The sequence below is a fragment of the Nocardia concava NBRC 100430 genome, assembly GCF_000308815.1.
GTDB lineage: Bacteria > Actinomycetota > Actinomycetes > Mycobacteriales > Mycobacteriaceae > Nocardia > Nocardia concava.
Genome location: NZ_BAFX01000075.1, coordinates 45,232 through 61,943, shown reverse-complemented (window position 1 = coordinate 61,943; position 16,712 = coordinate 45,232). Strand labels below are relative to the sequence as shown.

Sequence of the window (16,712 nt, the reverse complement as noted above, 5' to 3'; positions counted from 1 at the left end):
CTCTCGCGGTGACCGTGACCACTGCCGAGTTGGCCCCGTCCGAACCGACCGCCCCCGCGACAGAGACATCTGTTGACCTCGCACCGGCCCGCTGCTGGGAGCGGGTGGCGTTGGCACTGCTGCTGATCGGCACCGGTGTCGCGTATCTGTGGAACATCACCGTCAACGGGATGGGGAACAGCTTCTACGCGGCGGCGGTCTGGTCGGGCTCGCAGGATTGGAAGGCGCTGCTGTTCGGGTCGCTGGATCCGGGCAACTTCATCACCGTCGACAAGCCGCCGGTTTCGCAGTGGGTGATGGGGCTGTCGGGGCAGCTCTTCGGATTCAGCGGTGCGAGCATGCTTGCACCGCAGGCAATTATGGCGGTGGGCGCGGTCGCGCTGATGTATGGGGCGGTCACGCGGGTGACGCTCAGTCGTGGGGCGGGGTTGCTGGCGGGGCTGGTGCTCGCGGTGACTCCCGTGGTGGCGTTGATGTTCCGGTTCAACAATCCGGACGCGGTGATGGTGCTGCTCATGACGGCGGCGGCCTATTGCACGGTGCGGGCGCTGCCCAAGGCGAGCCTGAGGTGGATCGTGCTGGCCGGTGTCGCATTGGGATTCGCGTTTCTGGCCAAGATGCTCGAGGGGCTGATGGTGCTGCCCGCGCTCGGGCTCGCGTATCTGATCGTCGCGCCGACGACGCTGCGTACGCGGCTGCTGCATTCGCTGGCGGCGCTCGCGGCGCTGATCGTGTCCTCCGGCTGGTTCGTGGTGCTGACCATCCTGTGGCCCGCCGACTCACGGCCGTACCTGGCCGGATCCAAGGACAACACCTTCATGGATCTGGTGCTGGGCTACAACGGTTTCGCCCGCTACCTGGGCAAGAACCATGCGGGCGGCAGCGGCAGAAACCCCTTCGAGATGCCCGAGGGCTACCAGATTCCGGAGGCGCTGAAGCAGGGCGGATTCGGTCCCGGCGGATTCGGCAGTGGCCCGGACCGATTGTTCACCGGGGAGATCGGATTCGAGATCTCGTGGCTGCTGCCCGCAGCGCTGCTGGCGTTCGTGCTGGTGCTGGTGTCGCGCGGACGGCGGCCGCGCACCGATCTGATGCGTGGCGCGACACTGGTGTTCGGCCTGTGGCTGGTCATCGACGGGGTGCTGTTCGCGGCGATGAAGGCGGGCATGCACGCCTACTACACGCTGGCCATCGCACCGGCGATCGCCGGTTGCTTCGCGCTCGGCGTGCACGAGCTGTGGCGGCGTCGGGGCGAGGCGTTCGGCCGGGTCGGCGGCGCGGCGCTGATCCTGGCGGCGGGCGTGTGGGGTTTCGTGCTGCTGCAACGCAATTCCGGGTGGCAGCCGTGGCTGCGCTGGACGATCCTGGCCGTCGTCGTGATCGCGGCGCTCGGACTCATCGCCCTGGCGTTGCCGCCTGCCGCGCGCTGGAATCGTCTCCGGGCCCGCGCGACGACCGTGCTGCTCGTGGTCGGTGTCATTGCGGGCCTGGCCGGTTCGACCGCCTATGCCGCCGCGACCCTGCCGCAGTCCCACACCGGCGGCAGTCCGGTCGTCGGCCCGCCGCGCCCGAAGAAGGCCGGACCAGCCGATCCGTTCCGCCGCCAGCTGGCGATGCTCTCCGGCGGCGAGGCCGACCCGAACCTGGTCGCTCTCCTGCAGAGCACCCATACCCGCTGGTCCGCAGCCGTCGACCGGTCCTCTCCCGCCGCCGGTCTCGAACTGGCCAGCCGCACACCGGTCCTGGCCATCGGCGGCTTCACCTCCGCCGACCCGGTCCCGACCCTGCCGCAATTCCAGGACATGGTCCGTGACCACGAGATCACCTACTACCTGGTCCCCGAGGTGAAACTCCCCGACTCGTGGCGCGTCGACCCGTCGGCTCCCGCACAATCGACTCCCCAGCAGGGCATTTGGCGTCCCGCGGGCAACAAGGAAATCCTCGACTGGGTGACCGCCCACTACACCGCCACCCAGAAATTCGGTGACCTGGCCGTTTACGACCTGACCGCCGAACCGCGCTGACCGACTCGAGCGAAGCCGTCTCATAAATATCTCGTATTTATGAGACTAATCGTCGGCCATCGTGAGATGCCGGTAGACGGTCGCCCGGGATACGCCCAGCTCGGACGCGATCTCATCGACGGTGAAGTCACCGGTGTCGCGCATGCGACGAGCGGATTCCACCATTGCCGAGGTCATCGCCCCCGGACGGCCGCGGCCGGGCCGACGATGCGCAGTCTCCTTCGCGACCTCGGCCCGTGTCCCGCCGCGTCGAGGTCGCGAGCCCAGGAGTCGTTGCGCGCCCTCGAGAATCGCGGCTCGCACCTCGCCCTCGGGCTGGTCCGCGAAGATCACCACCGGATCACTGAGCGCGGCATACACCTGCGCGGCACGCACCCGCGCGGCAAGGTCGGCGTCCGGTCCGGCGATCAGCTCCTGTGCCGACAGCGCGATGTCACGCAGTCGCGCATAGGTCCCGTCGTCGGCCGATAGCGCCTGATCCTGCATGTGCATCCGCAGCAATCGGGTATGCCGCAGCCACGTATCGAGCAGCCCCTCCACCACCGCCCAGCGCCGCGCGTCCACATCCGTCATCGGCCGGATCGACTCCAGCAGCGCCTCGGTCTCGACCAGCAACGGCTCGACCAGCGCCACGACAATGTCGCTCTTGCTCGGGAAGTGATAGAGCACAGCGGTTTTGGTCAGCCCCACCCGCTCGGCGATCTCCCGCACCGAGACGTCATGGAACCCGCGCTCGGCGAACAGGGTGAGCGCGGTCCGCAGGATTCGGGCACGCGAGTCGTCGGTCATGAGATCCGATCCTACCCCTTGACTGACCGTTGGTCAGTGACTTATCTTCGAATCACTGACCAACGGTCAGCATTTTTGAGATAGGGAGTTCGTCATGTTGAACCAGAAGATCCTGATTTCCGGCGCCGGTATCGCGGGGCAGACGCTGGCGTATTGGCTTGCCCACCATGGCTTCCAGCCAACCATCGTGGAGCGGGCGCCCGGGCTGCGGACCGGCGGCCAGGGCGTGGACATTCGCGATCAGGCGATCGAGGTGGCCGAGCGCATGGGCATCATGGACCGGGCGCGGGCGCTCGCCGCCGATGTGGCCGGTATGCGGTTCGTGCGTGCCGACGGCGACGAGATTGCCCGCATCGATATCGGAGGCATCAAGGAGAAGAACGAGAGCGCCGAAGTGGAGATCATGCGCGGCGACCTGGTGCGGATTCTGCACGAGATCACCACGGACACTGTCGAATACCTCTTCGACGACTCCATCCAGGCCCTCGATCAGGATGACGACGGTGTCACCGTCACCTTCGCGAAGGGCTCGTCACGGCGCTTCGATCTGGTGATCGGCGCGGACGGTCTGCACTCCGCGGTCCGGCGGCTGGCCTTCGGCCCGGAATCGGATTACGTGCGCTTCATGGACCACTACTTCGCCTTCGGGAATGCCGACGCGGCGCTGGGCCCCGACCGGTGGGTCACGGTGCACAACACCCCCGGCCGGATGTCGGGCGTCTACCGCTCGGGCAACCACCCGCAGGCCAAGGCGTACCTCATCTTCCGCAGCCCGCAGCGTGAGGTAGACCTGCGCGACCAGCAGGCGGCCCGCGCGCTGCTGTCGGAGGAGTTCGGCGGCGAAAAGGCCTGGCACGTACCCGAATTGCTGGCCAGCGTGATCGCCGACCCGGACGCCTACATCGATGCTCTCGGCCAGGTCCGGATGGATTCCTGGTCCACGGGCCGGATCGCGCTGGTCGGCGACGCCGCCTATTGCGCCTCCCCGGTCTCGGGCGCGGGCGCCGAAATCGCCTTGATCGGCGCCTATCGCCTGGCCGGTGAACTGGCCGCGGCCGCGGGCGATCACCGCATCGCCTTCCAGCGCTACGAACAGGGCCACCGGCCCCTGATCGACCGCAAACAACAGGTCGGCCCCAACCTGCGACTGATGGTGCCGAAGTCCCGGCTGGGCATGGTGGTGCGCAACACCATCACCCGGCTGCCGCTGCTCGAATCGATGGCCGGCATGGAACGCATCATGTCCCCCAAGGCCACCGAGTCCCTGCCTCGGTACGGATCCGCCGCGGATTCGACGAGCGTTTCGGAGGGTCCTGCCGCCAAAGGCGCATCGCACGTCTCGACGACGTAGCCGTCAGGACGGACAACGACGAATCCGGCCCCGGGGAAGGGGCCGGATTCGTGACGTCAGGGCAGGCGGACTTCGGCGGTGGCCAGGCCGAAGACCTTGCGGCCGGCCGATTTCGCGACGATGACGACTACGGCGGTGCGGGCGTCGAAGTCAAGGGACTTGATGCGGCCGGTGAACTCCACCGCGCCGGGGGCACCCGATTCGATGATCGTGTAGTTCGACAGCCGGACGCTGTAGCGGGTCAATGCGCCTGGGTCGCCTAGCCATTCGGTGACGAAGCCGGCGCCCAGGCCCATGGTGAGCATGCCGTGGGCGATCACGTCCGGGAGACCGGCAAGGGCGGCGACCTCATCGTGCCAGTGGATGGGGTTGGCGTCGCCGGAGACCCCGGCGTAGTTCACCAGGTCGCCGCGGGTCAGGCGGACGGATCGGACGGGGAGCTCGGCGCCGACGCTGAGATCCTCGAAGCGGAAGGCGCTGCGCGGCACCCGGGTCCGTGAAATCGTCGAAAGACGCGGAGCGGTTCCCGAATTCGGTTCCGAAGGCCCGTCCGGGTCGGCGTCCGTGGTTCGGGACGTATCGAGGCCGCTCATCATGACGCGTTCGATCGTGGCGCTGATATCGGCATTGACGTCTTCACTGGTGAGCCCGACGACCGTGGTGTGCATGATCTGCACGATGTCGCCGGTCTGATCGGTGAAGGTGTTGGTGATGGTGAGCAGATCCTTGCCCGCGATGCGCCGGACCGTGGTCAGTTCGACATCGCTGACCAATCGGTCGCCGGTCACGATCGGCTTGTACATCTCGAAGACCTGATCGGTCTGCACGACCACGTCGTAGCCGGTCAGCACGGTTTCCAGCAGCCTGCGGTTGGCCAGCATGGCGGCGGTGGAGATGAAGGTGGTCGGCGCGATCAGGCCGGTGTAGCCGAACTCGCGGGCCGCGTCCTCGCTCCAGTGCGCGGGATGGAAGTCCTGCACGGCGCGCGCGTACTCGCGGATCTTCTCCCTCCCGACCTCGTAGTAGTCGTCCGTCCGATAGCGATGACCCACGAGACCCAACACATCGAACGCCGCTTCCACCAAGGCCACTCCTCCATCCGGATTGTGTCGACCACCCGGAACCGGTACCGGCGGCACCGAATTCACGAGTGAAACCTCACCATCTCACACGACCGCGCACTGCTGCCGAAAATGTCGAACCTCTGCGCCCGATCCAGGGACCTCAACACATCAGACCGATGGGTATGCGAACATATGTTCGTGTCCGGTCCCGTGGTGAGCCCCAGCGACCGCCCCGAGCGGGCGGCCATTCTGCATGCTGACCTGGACTCCTTCTATGCCTCGGTGGAACAGCGTGACAATCCGCGCCTGCGCGGCCGGCCCGTCCTCGTCGGCGGCGGAGTCGTGCTGGCCGCCAGCTATGAGGCGAAGGCCTTCGGGGTTCGGACGCCCATGAATCTGCGGCAGGCGATGAATCTATGTCCGCACGCTATCGTGGTGCCGCCCCGGATGTCGGCGTATTCGCAAGCCAGCAAGCAGGTTTTCGAGATCTTCCGGGACACCACCCCGGAGGTCGAGGGTATTTCGATCGACGAGGCGTTCCTCGATGTGGCCGGACTGTGGCGGATCGCCGGGGCGCCGGTGGATATCGCGCAGCGGCTGCGGGCCCGGGTGCGGGCGGAGGTCGGGTTGCCGATCTCGGTCGGGGTGGCGCGCACCAAGTTCCTCGCCAAGGTGGCCAGCGCGGTGTCCAAACCCGATGGGCTGCTGGAGGTTCCGCCGGACAAAGAGCTGGAATTCCTGCATCCGCTGCCGGTGGAGCGGCTGTGGGGTGTGGGCGAGGTGACCGCGCGGGAGCTGCACGAACGCGGCATCACGCGGGTGGGTCAGCTCGCCGAGTTGGGTGAGGGGCCGCTGGCCGCGGTGCTCGGACCGGCGGTCGGCAGGCATTTGCACGCGCTGTCGTGGGCGCGGGACCCGCGGCGGGTGGATACCGGTCGGCGGCGGCGCTCGATCGGTGCGCAACGCGCGCTCGGGCGCCGGCATCGCAGCGATGAGGAGATCGAGGCGTATCTGCACGGTTTGGCCGATCGGCTCGGGCACCGGTTGCGCACGGCGCGGCGGGTCTGCCGAACGGTGGTGCTGCGCATGCGTTTCGATGATTTCGGGCGCGCCACCCGCTCGCACACCCTGCCCGAGGCGACCGATCGCGGGGCGGTGATCCTGAGCGCGGCGCGCACCCTGCTCGAGACCGCGCAGCCGCTGATTCACGAGCGCGGGGGTCTCACGCTGATCGGGCTGTCGCTGACGAATCTCGACAATGCCGACACCATGCAGCTGTCCCTGCCGTTCGAGGCGCGGGCGGAATCGACCTTGGATTCGACCCTGGACGCGCTGCGGGACCGTTTCGGCGCGGGCACCGTCACCCGCGCGGCACTGCTGCGCCGGGGCGAAGGGCTTTCCGTCCCAATTCTTCCCGATTGAGCGGCGTAGCCTGTCCCCCATGGCCCTCGACCACGGCGACCCGGGTGACGCGCCCTCGGCTCCCCCACCGCTGACACCGATCGCGATCACCACCCGCCCGACCCCCGCCGACGAGGCCAGAACGGTTGCGGCGGCGACGAATACGGCCACCTTGGCGACGCTGACCACCGATGGCGGACCGTGGGCCAGCTTCGTCACCTACGGACTGCTCGCGGGCCAGCCGGTGCTGTGTGTCTCGCGGCTGGCCGAGCACGGCCGCAATCTGGCCGCCGATCCGCGCGCGAGCGTCTCGATCGTCGCGCCGGACCTGCCCTCGGATCCGCTGGCGGGGACGCGATTGACCTTGGCGGGCATCGCGGAACGGCCCACCGGCGAGGAGGCGGTCGCGGCGCGCGAGGCGCATCTGGCCGCGGTTCCCTCCGCCAAGACCTATATCGACTTCAGCGATTTCACCGTGTGGGTGCTGCGCGTGCAGCGCGCCCGCTGGGTCGGCGGTTACGGGCGCATGGATTCGGCCACCGCCGAGGAGTATGCCGCCGCCACCGCGGATCCGATCATTCCGGCCGCGGCCCGCGCCGTCGCCCACCTCAATGACGACCACGCCGATGCGCTGCTGGACATGGCGCGGGCGCGTGGCGGTTACCCGGACGCCACCGCCGCGGTCTGCGAGCGCGCCGACCGCTACGGGCTCGATCTGCGGGTCACCACGCCGCGCGGGATCGCCGTGACGCGTATCGGGTATCTCGCACCGATCGATTCGATCGCAGAATTGCGTGCGGCGACGGTCGATTTGGCGCGCGCCTCACGCGAGGACTGACCCGCGAGATCAGCGCGCGCTCTGCGAGGCGGCGACGTTCGCGTCCAGGTGCGCGAGGGAAAGCAGATGCCGGGGCGGGGAATCCACGATGATGCTCGACCGCACCTCGAGTCGCCCCGTCACGTGGAGCAGTTCGCCGGGAGCCATCGCCCGCCAGCCCGGATCCTGGTCCATGGGCTCGCTGGCGATGACGACGGCGGGGTAATCGGCGAGGGTGCCGCTGTGGGTGCGGATGCCAGGACCGCCGCGATGGTCGAGATGCTGATCTCCTTGTGCGCCACCGGCCGCGCGCCGCAGAACGTACAGCTCGTGGGTGTCCGGGTAGCGCAGCGCCCACAGGCCGGTGGCGGTGGTGAGGATCAGATTGAGCGCGTAGACCGGTAGCCGGTCGGCTATCCATCGGACCGCATCGGTGATTCCGGCGGTGACATCGCCGGAGTGGTGGTCGACGCGTTTGGTGATGAGCGCGAAGAATCGCTCGGAATCGGTGTCGCCGTGGACAAGTCGGCGATAGTCACCGAGTTCGGTCTCGAGTTCCTCGAGTCCCTGCAGCACCCCGTTATGGGCGAACAAGCGCCCACGCTGCTCGAACGGATGCGTGTTCCTGGTGCTGAGCCCACCGGTGGAGGCGAATCGCACATGCGCCACGAATGTCGCCGATTCCCGCTCGCGTGCCTCCTGCGCGAACAACCGATCCGAATAAGCCGCGATCGGTTGCTTCTCCACCAACGGCGCACCCTCGGCGGTGAATGTACCGAGCCCGACTCCGTCCGGTTCGCGGTGACTTTGCTCGGACAGACTGTCGGGCGCGTCCAGCAACCAGAACGTCGCGCGCACCCGCTCCGGCGCGGCTGACAATCCGAACAGTCGGCACATGAACGTCTCCTCACGCAAGAGGCGAAGCTACTCGGACTGCACGACAGTCCGGCCCTTCTGGGGGATGATTGGGCCATGTCGGACACGCCGTCTGTGCTCGAGCATCATCGTATGCCCGAGCACGACGCCATGCGCCTCTCGGGCACCGTCGAGGCCATGATGTGGATCCACCGCAATTGCATCGAGGGCGACGGCGATAGCGAGCAGTCGTGCGGGCGGCGGCAGCAGCTACTGGATCTGCGCACCAAATACGGCTGGGACTGGCCTCTTCCGAAGCCGGACGCCGCATGGCGATTGCAACACTGAGTCGTGGTGCGCCCGCGTAGCGGAATACGCGGCGCGCCAGGGCAGTTGAAGCGCGCGTGACCGACATTGCCCGTCAGCGGCTGAACGAGGACATAATCCAGCAATTCCGCGAGGGCGGCGGGCGGGTCGGCGGGCAGTTCGCCGACACACCGTTGCTGCTGCTCACCACCGTCGGGGCCCGAAGCGGCGAAGAGCGGACCTGGCCGCTGGCGTATCAGCGCGATGGTGAGCGCGTGGTGGTGTTCGCCGCCAACGGCGGACGGGCGCATCGACCCGGCTGGTACCACAACCTGATGGCCAATCCGGCCGCGACGGTCGAGGTGGGGACCGAATCCTGGCGGGTCACCGCCACCGTGCTGACCGGGGACGAGCGGAACCTGTTCTGGGAACGCCAGCTTGTGGTGTCCCCGTTCCTGGCCGATTTCCAGGCGAAAGTCGATCGGGAGATCCCCGTCCTCGCCCTGACTCGCACGTCCGATCCGGCCTGATTGCCCCGATTGCCGGTGCGGCGGCGCAAAGGCCCCTGACACGATTTGTCGCCGGCGTCGGCACACTCTTGTTGTCAGCGACGGCCACCTTGTCAGCGACGGCCACGGAAGGTCCGGCGGAGATCCTCGGTCCATTCCGCCGGGATCTCCCACGGGATGAAGTGGCCGCCATGATCGTGGGCGGTGACGTTCACGAGGTTGTACCACTGGCCGCGGTCGCTGTCGCGGAAGTGCTGGGCGCGTTGGGCGGTGGTGACGCCGGGCGGGTTCTCGTGTGCGACGAAGGTGAGCCCGGTGGGCGCCTCGACGACCGGCCAGCGGTCGTGCGACGGAGTCCAGGGATAGCGATTGTGGTTGGCGTACAGGCGCATCGAGGTGCCGATAGTGTTGGTCGCCCAGTAGATGGTCGCGTGGGTGAGCAGTTCGTCCTTGGAGAACACGGCTTCCACGTCGCCGTCGTTGTCGCTCCAGTGCATCCAGCGCTCGAGGATCCAGGCCAGCATGCCCGCCGGTGAGTCCGACAGGCCGTGGGCCAGCGTCGCGGGGGCGAGCATCTGGGCGGTGAGGTGCACGGCAAAGCGCTTCTCCAGCTCGATGATTCGCGCGTGGACGTCGGCTGGCAGGCCTTCGGGGATGGGGCGGCCGCCGGTGATGTCCCAGGCGCGCTCGCCATTGAACAGGTCCAGGCGCTGGCCCGAACCGATGTGGATGCCATACAGGGAGTCGGCGTATTTGTGGCCGAGCTGACCGGTCACGAGCGCACCGACATCGCATCCCGCGGCGGCGTATCTGCGGTGGCCCAGCACCTCGGTCATGAGGGTGTGCCAGAGGTCGGCGATCTTCCAGTAGTTCAGGTCCGGGCGCTGCGGGATCGGGGTGGAGAAGCCGAAACCCGGCAGTGAGGGGACGATGACGTCGAAGGCGTCGGCGGGGTCGCCGCCGTGGGCCGCCGGGTCGGCGAGCGGGTCGATGACCTTCGACCAGTGCCAGAAGGTCCAGGGCCAGCCGTGGGTGAGGATCAGCGGGGTCGGGTTGTCGCCGGTGCCGGGTCTGCGCAGGAAATGGATCGGGACGCCGTCGATCTCGACCCGGTAGTGCTCGTAGGCGTTCATCGCCTTTTCCTGTGCGCGCCAATCGAACTCGTTGCGCCAGTAGTCGACCAGTTCACGCAGGTAGGCGGTGGGTACGCCGTAGAAGCCGTCGGCGTTGCCGTCGTCGTCGTACCAGCGGGTCAGGGCGAGGCGGTGGCGGAGGTCGTCGAGTGTTGAGTCGGACACGCGAATCGGGGTCTGCTGCAACGGGAACACCTCTTCAATCTAGGGTCGGGGGCATGCCAGATCCGACGCAGGTCAGCCCGGAGTCGCCGGAGGAGCGGGGCGCGGTGATCGCGGTGCCCGAGGAGGTGCGCGGGGAGCTGCGGCGCGGAGTGCGCAGTGTGCTGGTCGATGCGGCAGCATTGCGGCTGGTGCGGGACCGGTTCGACGAGGTGCAGGCCGGGTCGCTGCGGCGGTATCTGGAGGCGTCGCAGTCGGCGAATACGTTGCGCGCCTATCGAACCGATTGGATCGCGTGGGCGGCGTGGTGTGCGGCGGAATCGCGGCAGGCGCTGCCCGCCGATCCGCTCGATGTGGCGGTGTATCTGGCCGCGGCCGCCGACGCGCGCCGGGAGAACAGCGAATGGGCCTTCAGCGCTGCCACTTTGGAGCGTAAGGCGGCCGCGCTGGCCGCCGTTCACGCCGCGAACGGGCTGCCGTCGCCCACCCGCGCCGATGTGGTGCGGCTGACCTTGCGCGGTATCCGCCGCACCCGGCGCAGCCAGCCCAAGCGCAAGCGTCCGGTGCTGCTGCACACCCTGGACCAACTGCTTGCCGAACTGCCTCCGCCGGGGTGGCCCACCGAACCGGCGCGACGGCGCGACACCTTGCTGCTGCTGGTCGGCTTCGCGGGTGCGTTGCGGCGCAGCGAAATCGCCGCGCTACGGGTCACCGACGTCATGGTGACGACCGACCACACCACCGGTGAACCGCTGCTGTTGATCCAACTTCCGACCACCAAGACCGACCCCACGGGCGTGAACGAACAACGCGTGGCGCTCCCGCGCGGTCAACGTCCCCGCACCTGCCCGGTCTGCGCCTTCGCGGACTGGACCCGCCTGCGTGAAATCCACACCGACGCCGACCTCCGCAGCTGGCTAACCACCAGCCCGCCCCCAGATCCCCACATCCACCGCTGCCACGGCTTCACCGGAACCACCCTCACCGACCCGGATCTCCCCCTCTTCCCCTCGATCTCCCGTCACGGCGGCATCGCCTCCACCGCGATGTCGGGCCGCGCGGTGGCCGAGCTCGTCAAACGCTATGCCGCGCGAGCAGGCCTGGACCCCGCCCTCTTCTCCGGCCACTCCCTGCGCGCCGGCTTCGCCACCCAGGCCGCCCTGGGTGGAGCCAGCGACCGCGAGATCATGCGCCAGGGCCGCTGGTCCAACCCCCGCACCGTCCACGGCTACATCCGCACCGCGAACCCCTTGGAAGACAACGCCGTAACCAAACTCGGCCTATAGAGCGGCTGGGGAGGGATCGGTCCGTGATGCGGAAATGACGCACATGTGATCACCGTTTCCGCTGCTTGACCGATTCTGTCGGCATGCGATCTCTTCTCAAGCCGACCGCGGCCGCCGCCACCTTGCTCCTCGGGCTGACGCTGGCCGGCTGCGGCGGCGATACCGGGTCCCCGGCCGCGGCCCCCACGAAGTCGTCGAAGGGCACGGGCACGACCGGCACCGAGCCGGACTACACGCCGACCGGTGCGCTGCTGGCCGATTCCGGATTCCGGCCCGCCGTCAATGGTTTCGGCTTCCAGAACTACGGCAACGACGAGAATCCGGCCAACCTGACCCCCGCCACCATGCGCACCCTCTTCGGTGACGCGGTGTGCGCCAATGTCCTCGACGGCGCGTGCGCCCTCATCCCGCAGGCCGAGGCCTGGATGGAGCAGCAGAACAAGGGCATGGGCGGCGGCCACTGCTACGGCATGTCGGTGGCCAGCCTGCTGCTGCACTCCCAGGCGCTGACGCCGTCCACCTTCGGCGCGGCCAGCACGCCCGAACTCGGGCTCGCCAACAATCAGAAATTGCAGGAATTCATCGCGAAACAGTTCGTCGGACAGAACTTCGCGGAGGTCAAGGCAGGCCAGATCAAGGGCACGCCGTCGCAGATCGTCGACAAACTCGTCGAGGTGCTCAAACCCGGGGCGCCGGAAACCTATTCGATCGGCTTCTACAAACGCGATATGACCGGCGGCCACGAGGTCACCCCGTACGCGATCGAGGACAAGGGCGCCGACAAGGCCGCCATCCTGATCTACGACAACAATTACCCCGGCATCACCCGCCATATCGACGTGGACCGGAAAGCCAATACCTGGACTTACGAAACCGCCTCGAACCCCGCCGAGCCCAGCGAACCGTACGAAGGTGACGCCACCACCGGCTCCCTCGAACTCGACCCCACCAGCCCGGCCCAGCACGTCGTCGCCTTCCCCTACACCGGCGATGAAGCCAAGGGCGGCAAGGGATCCGCGCAAAGCGGCGTCCCCACCCTCGTCTACCTCGACGGCGACCCGAAGGACCACGGCCACCTGCTCATCACCGATGACACGGGCCGCCGCATCGGTTTCGTGAACGGCAAGCGCGTCAACGAGATTCCCGGCGCCCGCTTCCTCGAGAACAAGTCCAACAATTCCACCTACGCCACCGAACCTGACTACGAAATCCCCTCCGGCATCCACTTCACGATCACCGTCGACGGCACCGGCATGAAGAAATCCGACCCGACCGACGTCGTCATCCTCGGCGACGCCTTCGAGGTAGCGGTAACCGGCATCAAACTCGCCCCCGGCGCGAAATCAACCATCGACATGTCCATCGACGGCGACCGCATCACCTATTCCTCCACCGACGCCCAGTCCCCCGACATCGAGATCGGCGAAAACTACGAACAAGCCGACTACACCTTCACCGCCCAACACGCAGCAGTCGCCCCCAACGGCACGGTAACCGTCACCCTCCCCCTGGACCGCAACGTCTTCACCGTCGACGCCACCAAATCCGGCACCAAGTCCGACATCGGCATCCACCTCGAACGCACCGACGACCACTCCGAACGCACCTTCGACAAATCAACCATCGCTGTACCCGCGGGCGGCACCGCAGCCCTCGACTTCGACGCCTGGGATACCGGCAGCACCACCATCGCCCTGACCGTAACCGACAACGGCACCCCCCGAACCACCCCACTCACCACCAAGTAGCGGCAGGTCTCGTCGAAGGAGTAGTGCGATACGCAGGTGTTTGTTGCTGTCGAGGATTAGGGTGGTGATATCACCTGTTGGTGGCTCTGCGAGGGGGGCTCGATGGCTCAGAATGCTGAACTGCGGATTGCGCTTGTTTGTTATGGGGGCGTGTCGCTGGCTATTTATATGCATGGCATAACTAAGGAACTGCACAAGCTTGTTCGGGCGTCTCGGGCGTTCGATGAGAGGGGTGCGGGTAATTCGGAGGCTGTTAATCCGTTTGTTGATAACACGGGGGCGGCTGTTGATACGGAAGGGGTTTACTTCGAGCTGCTTTCGCGGTTGAACCGGGAAGGGCGGGCATTGTCGGTGGGGATCGACATCATTGCGGGGACGTCTGCCGGGGGGATCAACGGGGTGGTGTTGAGTAAGGCGATCGCGCAGAATGCCGATCAGGGGCAGTTGAAGAAGTTGTGGATCGAGCATGCCGATCTGCGGGAGCTGCTGCGGTGGCGGATCGGCGGCACGCTGCGGTTTCGGATCGCGCTGGCGGCCACGGTCAAGATCGTGACGTTCTGGTCGGAGCGGGCGGTGCTCAATGGCGGGCTGATGTCGCGGCTGTTGTATCGGGCGCTGGCGGATATGGATGCGAAGAAACCGGTTGGGTGGGCGGCGAATTCGTCGGGGCCAGTGGCCGATACATTGATTCCGCCGGGCGGGGAGCTGTCGTTGTTCGTGACCACGACGGATCTGAAAGGGTTCGATGTCGCCGTGGCGTCGAGCAATGGCGGTGTCGGACAACGTGACCGCCAGCATGCGCAGGTGCTCCAATTCCTCCGCGACGACGACAATACGACGGCGTTCGGGCCGGACGCGACGCCCACACTGTCCTTCGCCGCGCGGGCGACCTCCGCATTTCCCGGCGCATTCGAACCGGTCAATACCGAAACCTTTCCGACGGAGGCGGAGTGCCCGCCGGGTACCACCATCGATATCCGCCGATTCCGTTACAGCTACCCGGAACTCGGGCTGGAGGCGGAGCGCACCTGGTTCGCCGATGGCGGCGTGCTGGACAACGCACCCTTCGATCTGGTCGTCGACGCGATCGCCCGCCGGCGGGCGGCGACGCAGGTGTATCGCCGGTTGGTCTATCTCGAGCCGGATCCCGGCTGTGCGCTCACGGCCCCACCCGCGGGCACGAACGACGGTGCCGCACAGCCCAATTGGGCCAAGGAGCTCCGCAAGATTCTCACCGGAATCAGGGGCAGCCGGTCGTTGATCCCGGATCTGATCCGGCTGCGGGACATGAACGAACGGATCGCCGAGGTCGGGGCCATCAGTACGCAGCAGGAGGTCGAGGTGCTCGACCACATCACCGCGGCCCTCACATCGATGCGGGGTCAGGAACGGCCGACGCCGCGTTCGGGCTCATACGGTCTGACCGAGGCGATCGACGCGGCGCCGGAGCCGGACTTCTTCCACTCCGAGGCCGAGTTCCGCGAGGTGTTCACCCGCATGCACGAGCAGGCTGTCACCGCGCTGGGCTCGACCTGGAACACCTATCAGCGACTGAAGGCCGATACCGCCGCCCGCTGCCTCGCCGACGCGATCGTGGCGGAGTTCGCCCTGCCCGGCGAGTCGGGGACCGCGGTGTTCATTCGCTGCGCCATCGCGTCCTGGCTGCGCGGCCAACCCTATTGGAGCGCGGCGAATTCCAAGGATCTGTCGGATTTGCTGCAGGGAATCGACACGCCCTACCGGCACCGCCGGCTGTTGTTCATCGTGGCCGGTCTCAACCAGCTGTATACGGTCGACGGCGGGCCGCCGCGCGAGGACATCAACAACCTCAAAGGCCAGGCCTGGGAGCAATTGGAGAAGATCGCCAAGGCGCCCCGTGAGGCGGTCGCAGGGATGAAAGAGCACGGTCTGCTCGCCTTCCTGAACCCGGTTCAGTTGCAACAAGGCACTTTCCAGGGCGAGCGGTTCACCGCGCCGGAGGATTTCGCGCACAAGGCGTCCGCGCAGTTCAACGACCTGTTCAAGGCCTACAGCGCCCACCTGCGCGACACTCTCGAGAACGCCGGACAGCGACTGTGGAAGCCGTTCGCGGACACCACGCCGAATTGGACCAAGCGCGATCGGATCCTGCTGGCCAGTCGCTACCTGGGCTTCGCGCTCTGGGACGGGCTGCTGTTCCCCACGATCTCGCTGTCGGAACTGCCGCAGTTCACCCCGATCCCGCTGGTCCAGTTCAGCCCCCTGCGGGCCACGGCGCTCAAACCGCCTGACGGCGAGGGCAAACTCAAAGGCGTTGCGCTGCACCATTTCGGCGCGTTCGCCCACGCACCCGACCGGGAGAACGACTACCTGTGGGGCCGCCTCGACGCGGTCGAACTGATCCTGCGCACCATCGACGAAACGTTCCCGAAGGCGCACCCGGTGGGACGAGAACTGCTCCCCCAGGCATTGTCCGCGGTGCTCGCGACCGAAACCGACCTACGGCGGATCCCGCCGGAGCTGACGGCGTCGCTGCGGGAGCAGATCACCGCACTCGGCGCCGAAAACGAGGGCGGGACCGCGCGCTGGCCATAGCGCGGAACCGCCGACCGACTACGGCTGTCAGGCCACCGGTTCCGCGGCCAACTCGATGACCTGGGCGGGGCCGGCGCGGAACGCCGGACTTGCCGCATCGGCCTCGATCATGTGGGGAGTGACGTCGTGGGCGGCGAGTGCTTCCTTGGAGGCCCACTCCTCCAGCAGCACAAAGCGATCCGCGTCGCCGCTCACCCGATGCAGGTCGTACTGCAGGCAGCCCTGCTCGGCGCGGACGATCGGCGCGAGCCGTTCGAAGGCCGCCACCTGCTCCTGCCCGCGCCCGGGCTGGGTCGTGATCATGATGAGAAGTCGTACAGAATCTGACACGCGCGAAAGCCTAGGTCCCCGGGTCCGATCGCGCGCGCCAAGATCAACAACGACCGCCCACGATCACCCCTTCAGTCGCGCGTGCAGACGATCGAACCGGTTGCCCAGCTCGGTGTATTCGTCGAGCCACCCACTGCTGGCCGCGATTTCGCAGAAACTGCCGGTCGGCGCGAACAGGTAGCCCAGCTCTCGCAGCCCACTCGGATCTCCCTGTCGCAGCCGCGCGGCATGCTGATCGAGATCGCTCACCAGCTCGTCGACCTCGTCGTAGCGCCGTTGCCAATCCAGGATCTGCGGTGTGGCCCGCACGATCGCGCGCACCCGTTCGAGAATGGCGATGATCTCCGCCACCTCCGACTGCAT

15 protein-coding genes are annotated in these 16,712 nt (G+C 67.2%); 9 read left to right on the top strand and 6 right to left on the bottom strand.

All coding sequences use genetic code 11. From position 1 onward, the window contains the following. The first annotated feature begins 8 nt into the window (after positions 1-8). Positions 9-2,024: an ArnT family glycosyltransferase gene (locus tag ON43_RS16075; protein WP_040808279.1), complete on the top strand. Its 2,016-nt coding sequence runs from the start codon at positions 9-11 to the stop codon at positions 2,022-2,024. Positions 2,025-2,069: 45 nt separating this feature from the next. On the opposite strand, the gene ON43_RS16070 is transcribed toward ON43_RS16075, so the two are convergent. After that, positions 2,070-2,813 (bottom strand): TetR family transcriptional regulator, encoded by a 744-nt coding sequence (locus tag ON43_RS16070; RefSeq protein WP_040808278.1) that lies wholly within the window; start codon positions 2,811-2,813, stop codon positions 2,070-2,072. Between the two features lie 94 nt (positions 2,814-2,907). Between ON43_RS16070 and ON43_RS16065 the strand changes: the two genes are divergently transcribed. Beyond that, complete coding sequence (locus ON43_RS16065; RefSeq protein ID WP_051178500.1) at positions 2,908-4,164, top strand: FAD-dependent monooxygenase; 1,257 nt, start codon at positions 2,908-2,910, stop codon at positions 4,162-4,164. A 56-nt stretch (positions 4,165-4,220) separates the two neighbouring features. Here ON43_RS16065 and ON43_RS16060 read toward each other — a convergent pair whose 3' ends face one another. Continuing rightward, complete coding sequence (locus ON43_RS16060; RefSeq protein WP_040808583.1) at positions 4,221-5,249, bottom strand: fused (3R)-hydroxyacyl-ACP dehydratase subunits HadA/HadB; 1,029 nt, start codon at positions 5,247-5,249, stop codon at positions 4,221-4,223. Between the two features lie 171 nt (positions 5,250-5,420). On the opposite strand from ON43_RS16060, the gene dinB reads away from it, so the two are divergent. Both dinB and ON43_RS16050 read left to right on the top strand, forming a co-directional pair. Continuing rightward, on the top strand, positions 5,421-6,650 hold the full coding sequence (gene dinB, locus ON43_RS16055; protein ID WP_040808277.1) for a DNA polymerase IV: 1,230 nt from the start codon (positions 5,421-5,423) through the stop codon (positions 6,648-6,650). Between the two features lie 19 nt (positions 6,651-6,669). Further along, a complete protein-coding gene (locus tag ON43_RS16050) occupies positions 6,670-7,467 on the top strand; it encodes a HugZ family pyridoxamine 5'-phosphate oxidase (RefSeq protein ID WP_040808276.1) in 798 nt (265 codons plus the stop codon). 9 nt (positions 7,468-7,476) lie between these two features. Here ON43_RS16050 and ON43_RS16045 read toward each other — a convergent pair whose 3' ends face one another. Beyond that, positions 7,477-8,343: a class II glutamine amidotransferase gene (locus tag ON43_RS16045; protein ID WP_040808275.1), complete on the bottom strand. Its 867-nt coding sequence runs from the start codon at positions 8,341-8,343 to the stop codon at positions 7,477-7,479. A 111-nt stretch (positions 8,344-8,454) separates the two neighbouring features. Here ON43_RS16045 and ON43_RS16040 point away from each other — a divergent pair, with 111 nt between their 5' ends. Both ON43_RS16040 and ON43_RS16035 read left to right on the top strand, forming a co-directional pair. Further along, positions 8,455-8,649, top strand: a complete 195-nt coding sequence (locus tag ON43_RS16040) for a hypothetical protein (RefSeq protein ID WP_040808274.1) — start codon at positions 8,455-8,457, stop codon at positions 8,647-8,649. 56 nt (positions 8,650-8,705) lie between these two features. After that, on the top strand, positions 8,706-9,137 hold the full coding sequence (locus tag ON43_RS16035) for a nitroreductase family deazaflavin-dependent oxidoreductase (RefSeq protein ID WP_218003282.1): 432 nt from the start codon (positions 8,706-8,708) through the stop codon (positions 9,135-9,137). 92 nt (positions 9,138-9,229) lie between these two features. On the opposite strand, the gene ON43_RS16030 is transcribed toward ON43_RS16035, so the two are convergent. Next, positions 9,230-10,444, bottom strand: a complete 1,215-nt coding sequence (locus ON43_RS16030) for an epoxide hydrolase family protein (RefSeq protein WP_281033318.1) — start codon at positions 10,442-10,444, stop codon at positions 9,230-9,232. A gap of 23 nt (positions 10,445-10,467) precedes the next feature. On the opposite strand from ON43_RS16030, the gene ON43_RS16025 reads away from it, so the two are divergent. The 3 genes from ON43_RS16025 to ON43_RS16015 all read left to right on the top strand — a co-directional run bounded on the left by ON43_RS16025 (position 10,468) and on the right by ON43_RS16015 (position 16,019). After that, on the top strand, positions 10,468-11,697 hold the full coding sequence (locus ON43_RS16025) for a site-specific integrase (RefSeq protein ID WP_051178499.1): 1,230 nt from the start codon (positions 10,468-10,470) through the stop codon (positions 11,695-11,697). An 83-nt stretch (positions 11,698-11,780) separates the two neighbouring features. Then, on the top strand, positions 11,781-13,445 hold the full coding sequence (locus tag ON43_RS16020; RefSeq protein ID WP_040808271.1) for a hypothetical protein: 1,665 nt from the start codon (positions 11,781-11,783) through the stop codon (positions 13,443-13,445). A gap of 102 nt (positions 13,446-13,547) precedes the next feature. Next, positions 13,548-16,019 carry a patatin-like protein gene (locus ON43_RS16015; protein ID WP_083913457.1) on the top strand — a complete coding sequence of 824 codons (2,472 nt, stop codon included), beginning with the start codon at positions 13,548-13,550 and terminating at the stop codon, positions 16,017-16,019. Between the two features lie 27 nt (positions 16,020-16,046). Here the strand turns inward: ON43_RS16015 and ON43_RS16010 are convergent, their stop codons facing one another. Both ON43_RS16010 and ON43_RS16005 read right to left on the bottom strand, forming a co-directional pair. Beyond that, positions 16,047-16,349: a putative quinol monooxygenase gene (locus ON43_RS16010; RefSeq protein WP_040808269.1), complete on the bottom strand. Its 303-nt coding sequence runs from the start codon at positions 16,347-16,349 to the stop codon at positions 16,047-16,049. A gap of 63 nt (positions 16,350-16,412) precedes the next feature. After that, positions 16,413-16,712, bottom strand: a complete 300-nt coding sequence (locus ON43_RS16005; RefSeq protein WP_040808268.1) for a hypothetical protein — start codon at positions 16,710-16,712, stop codon at positions 16,413-16,415.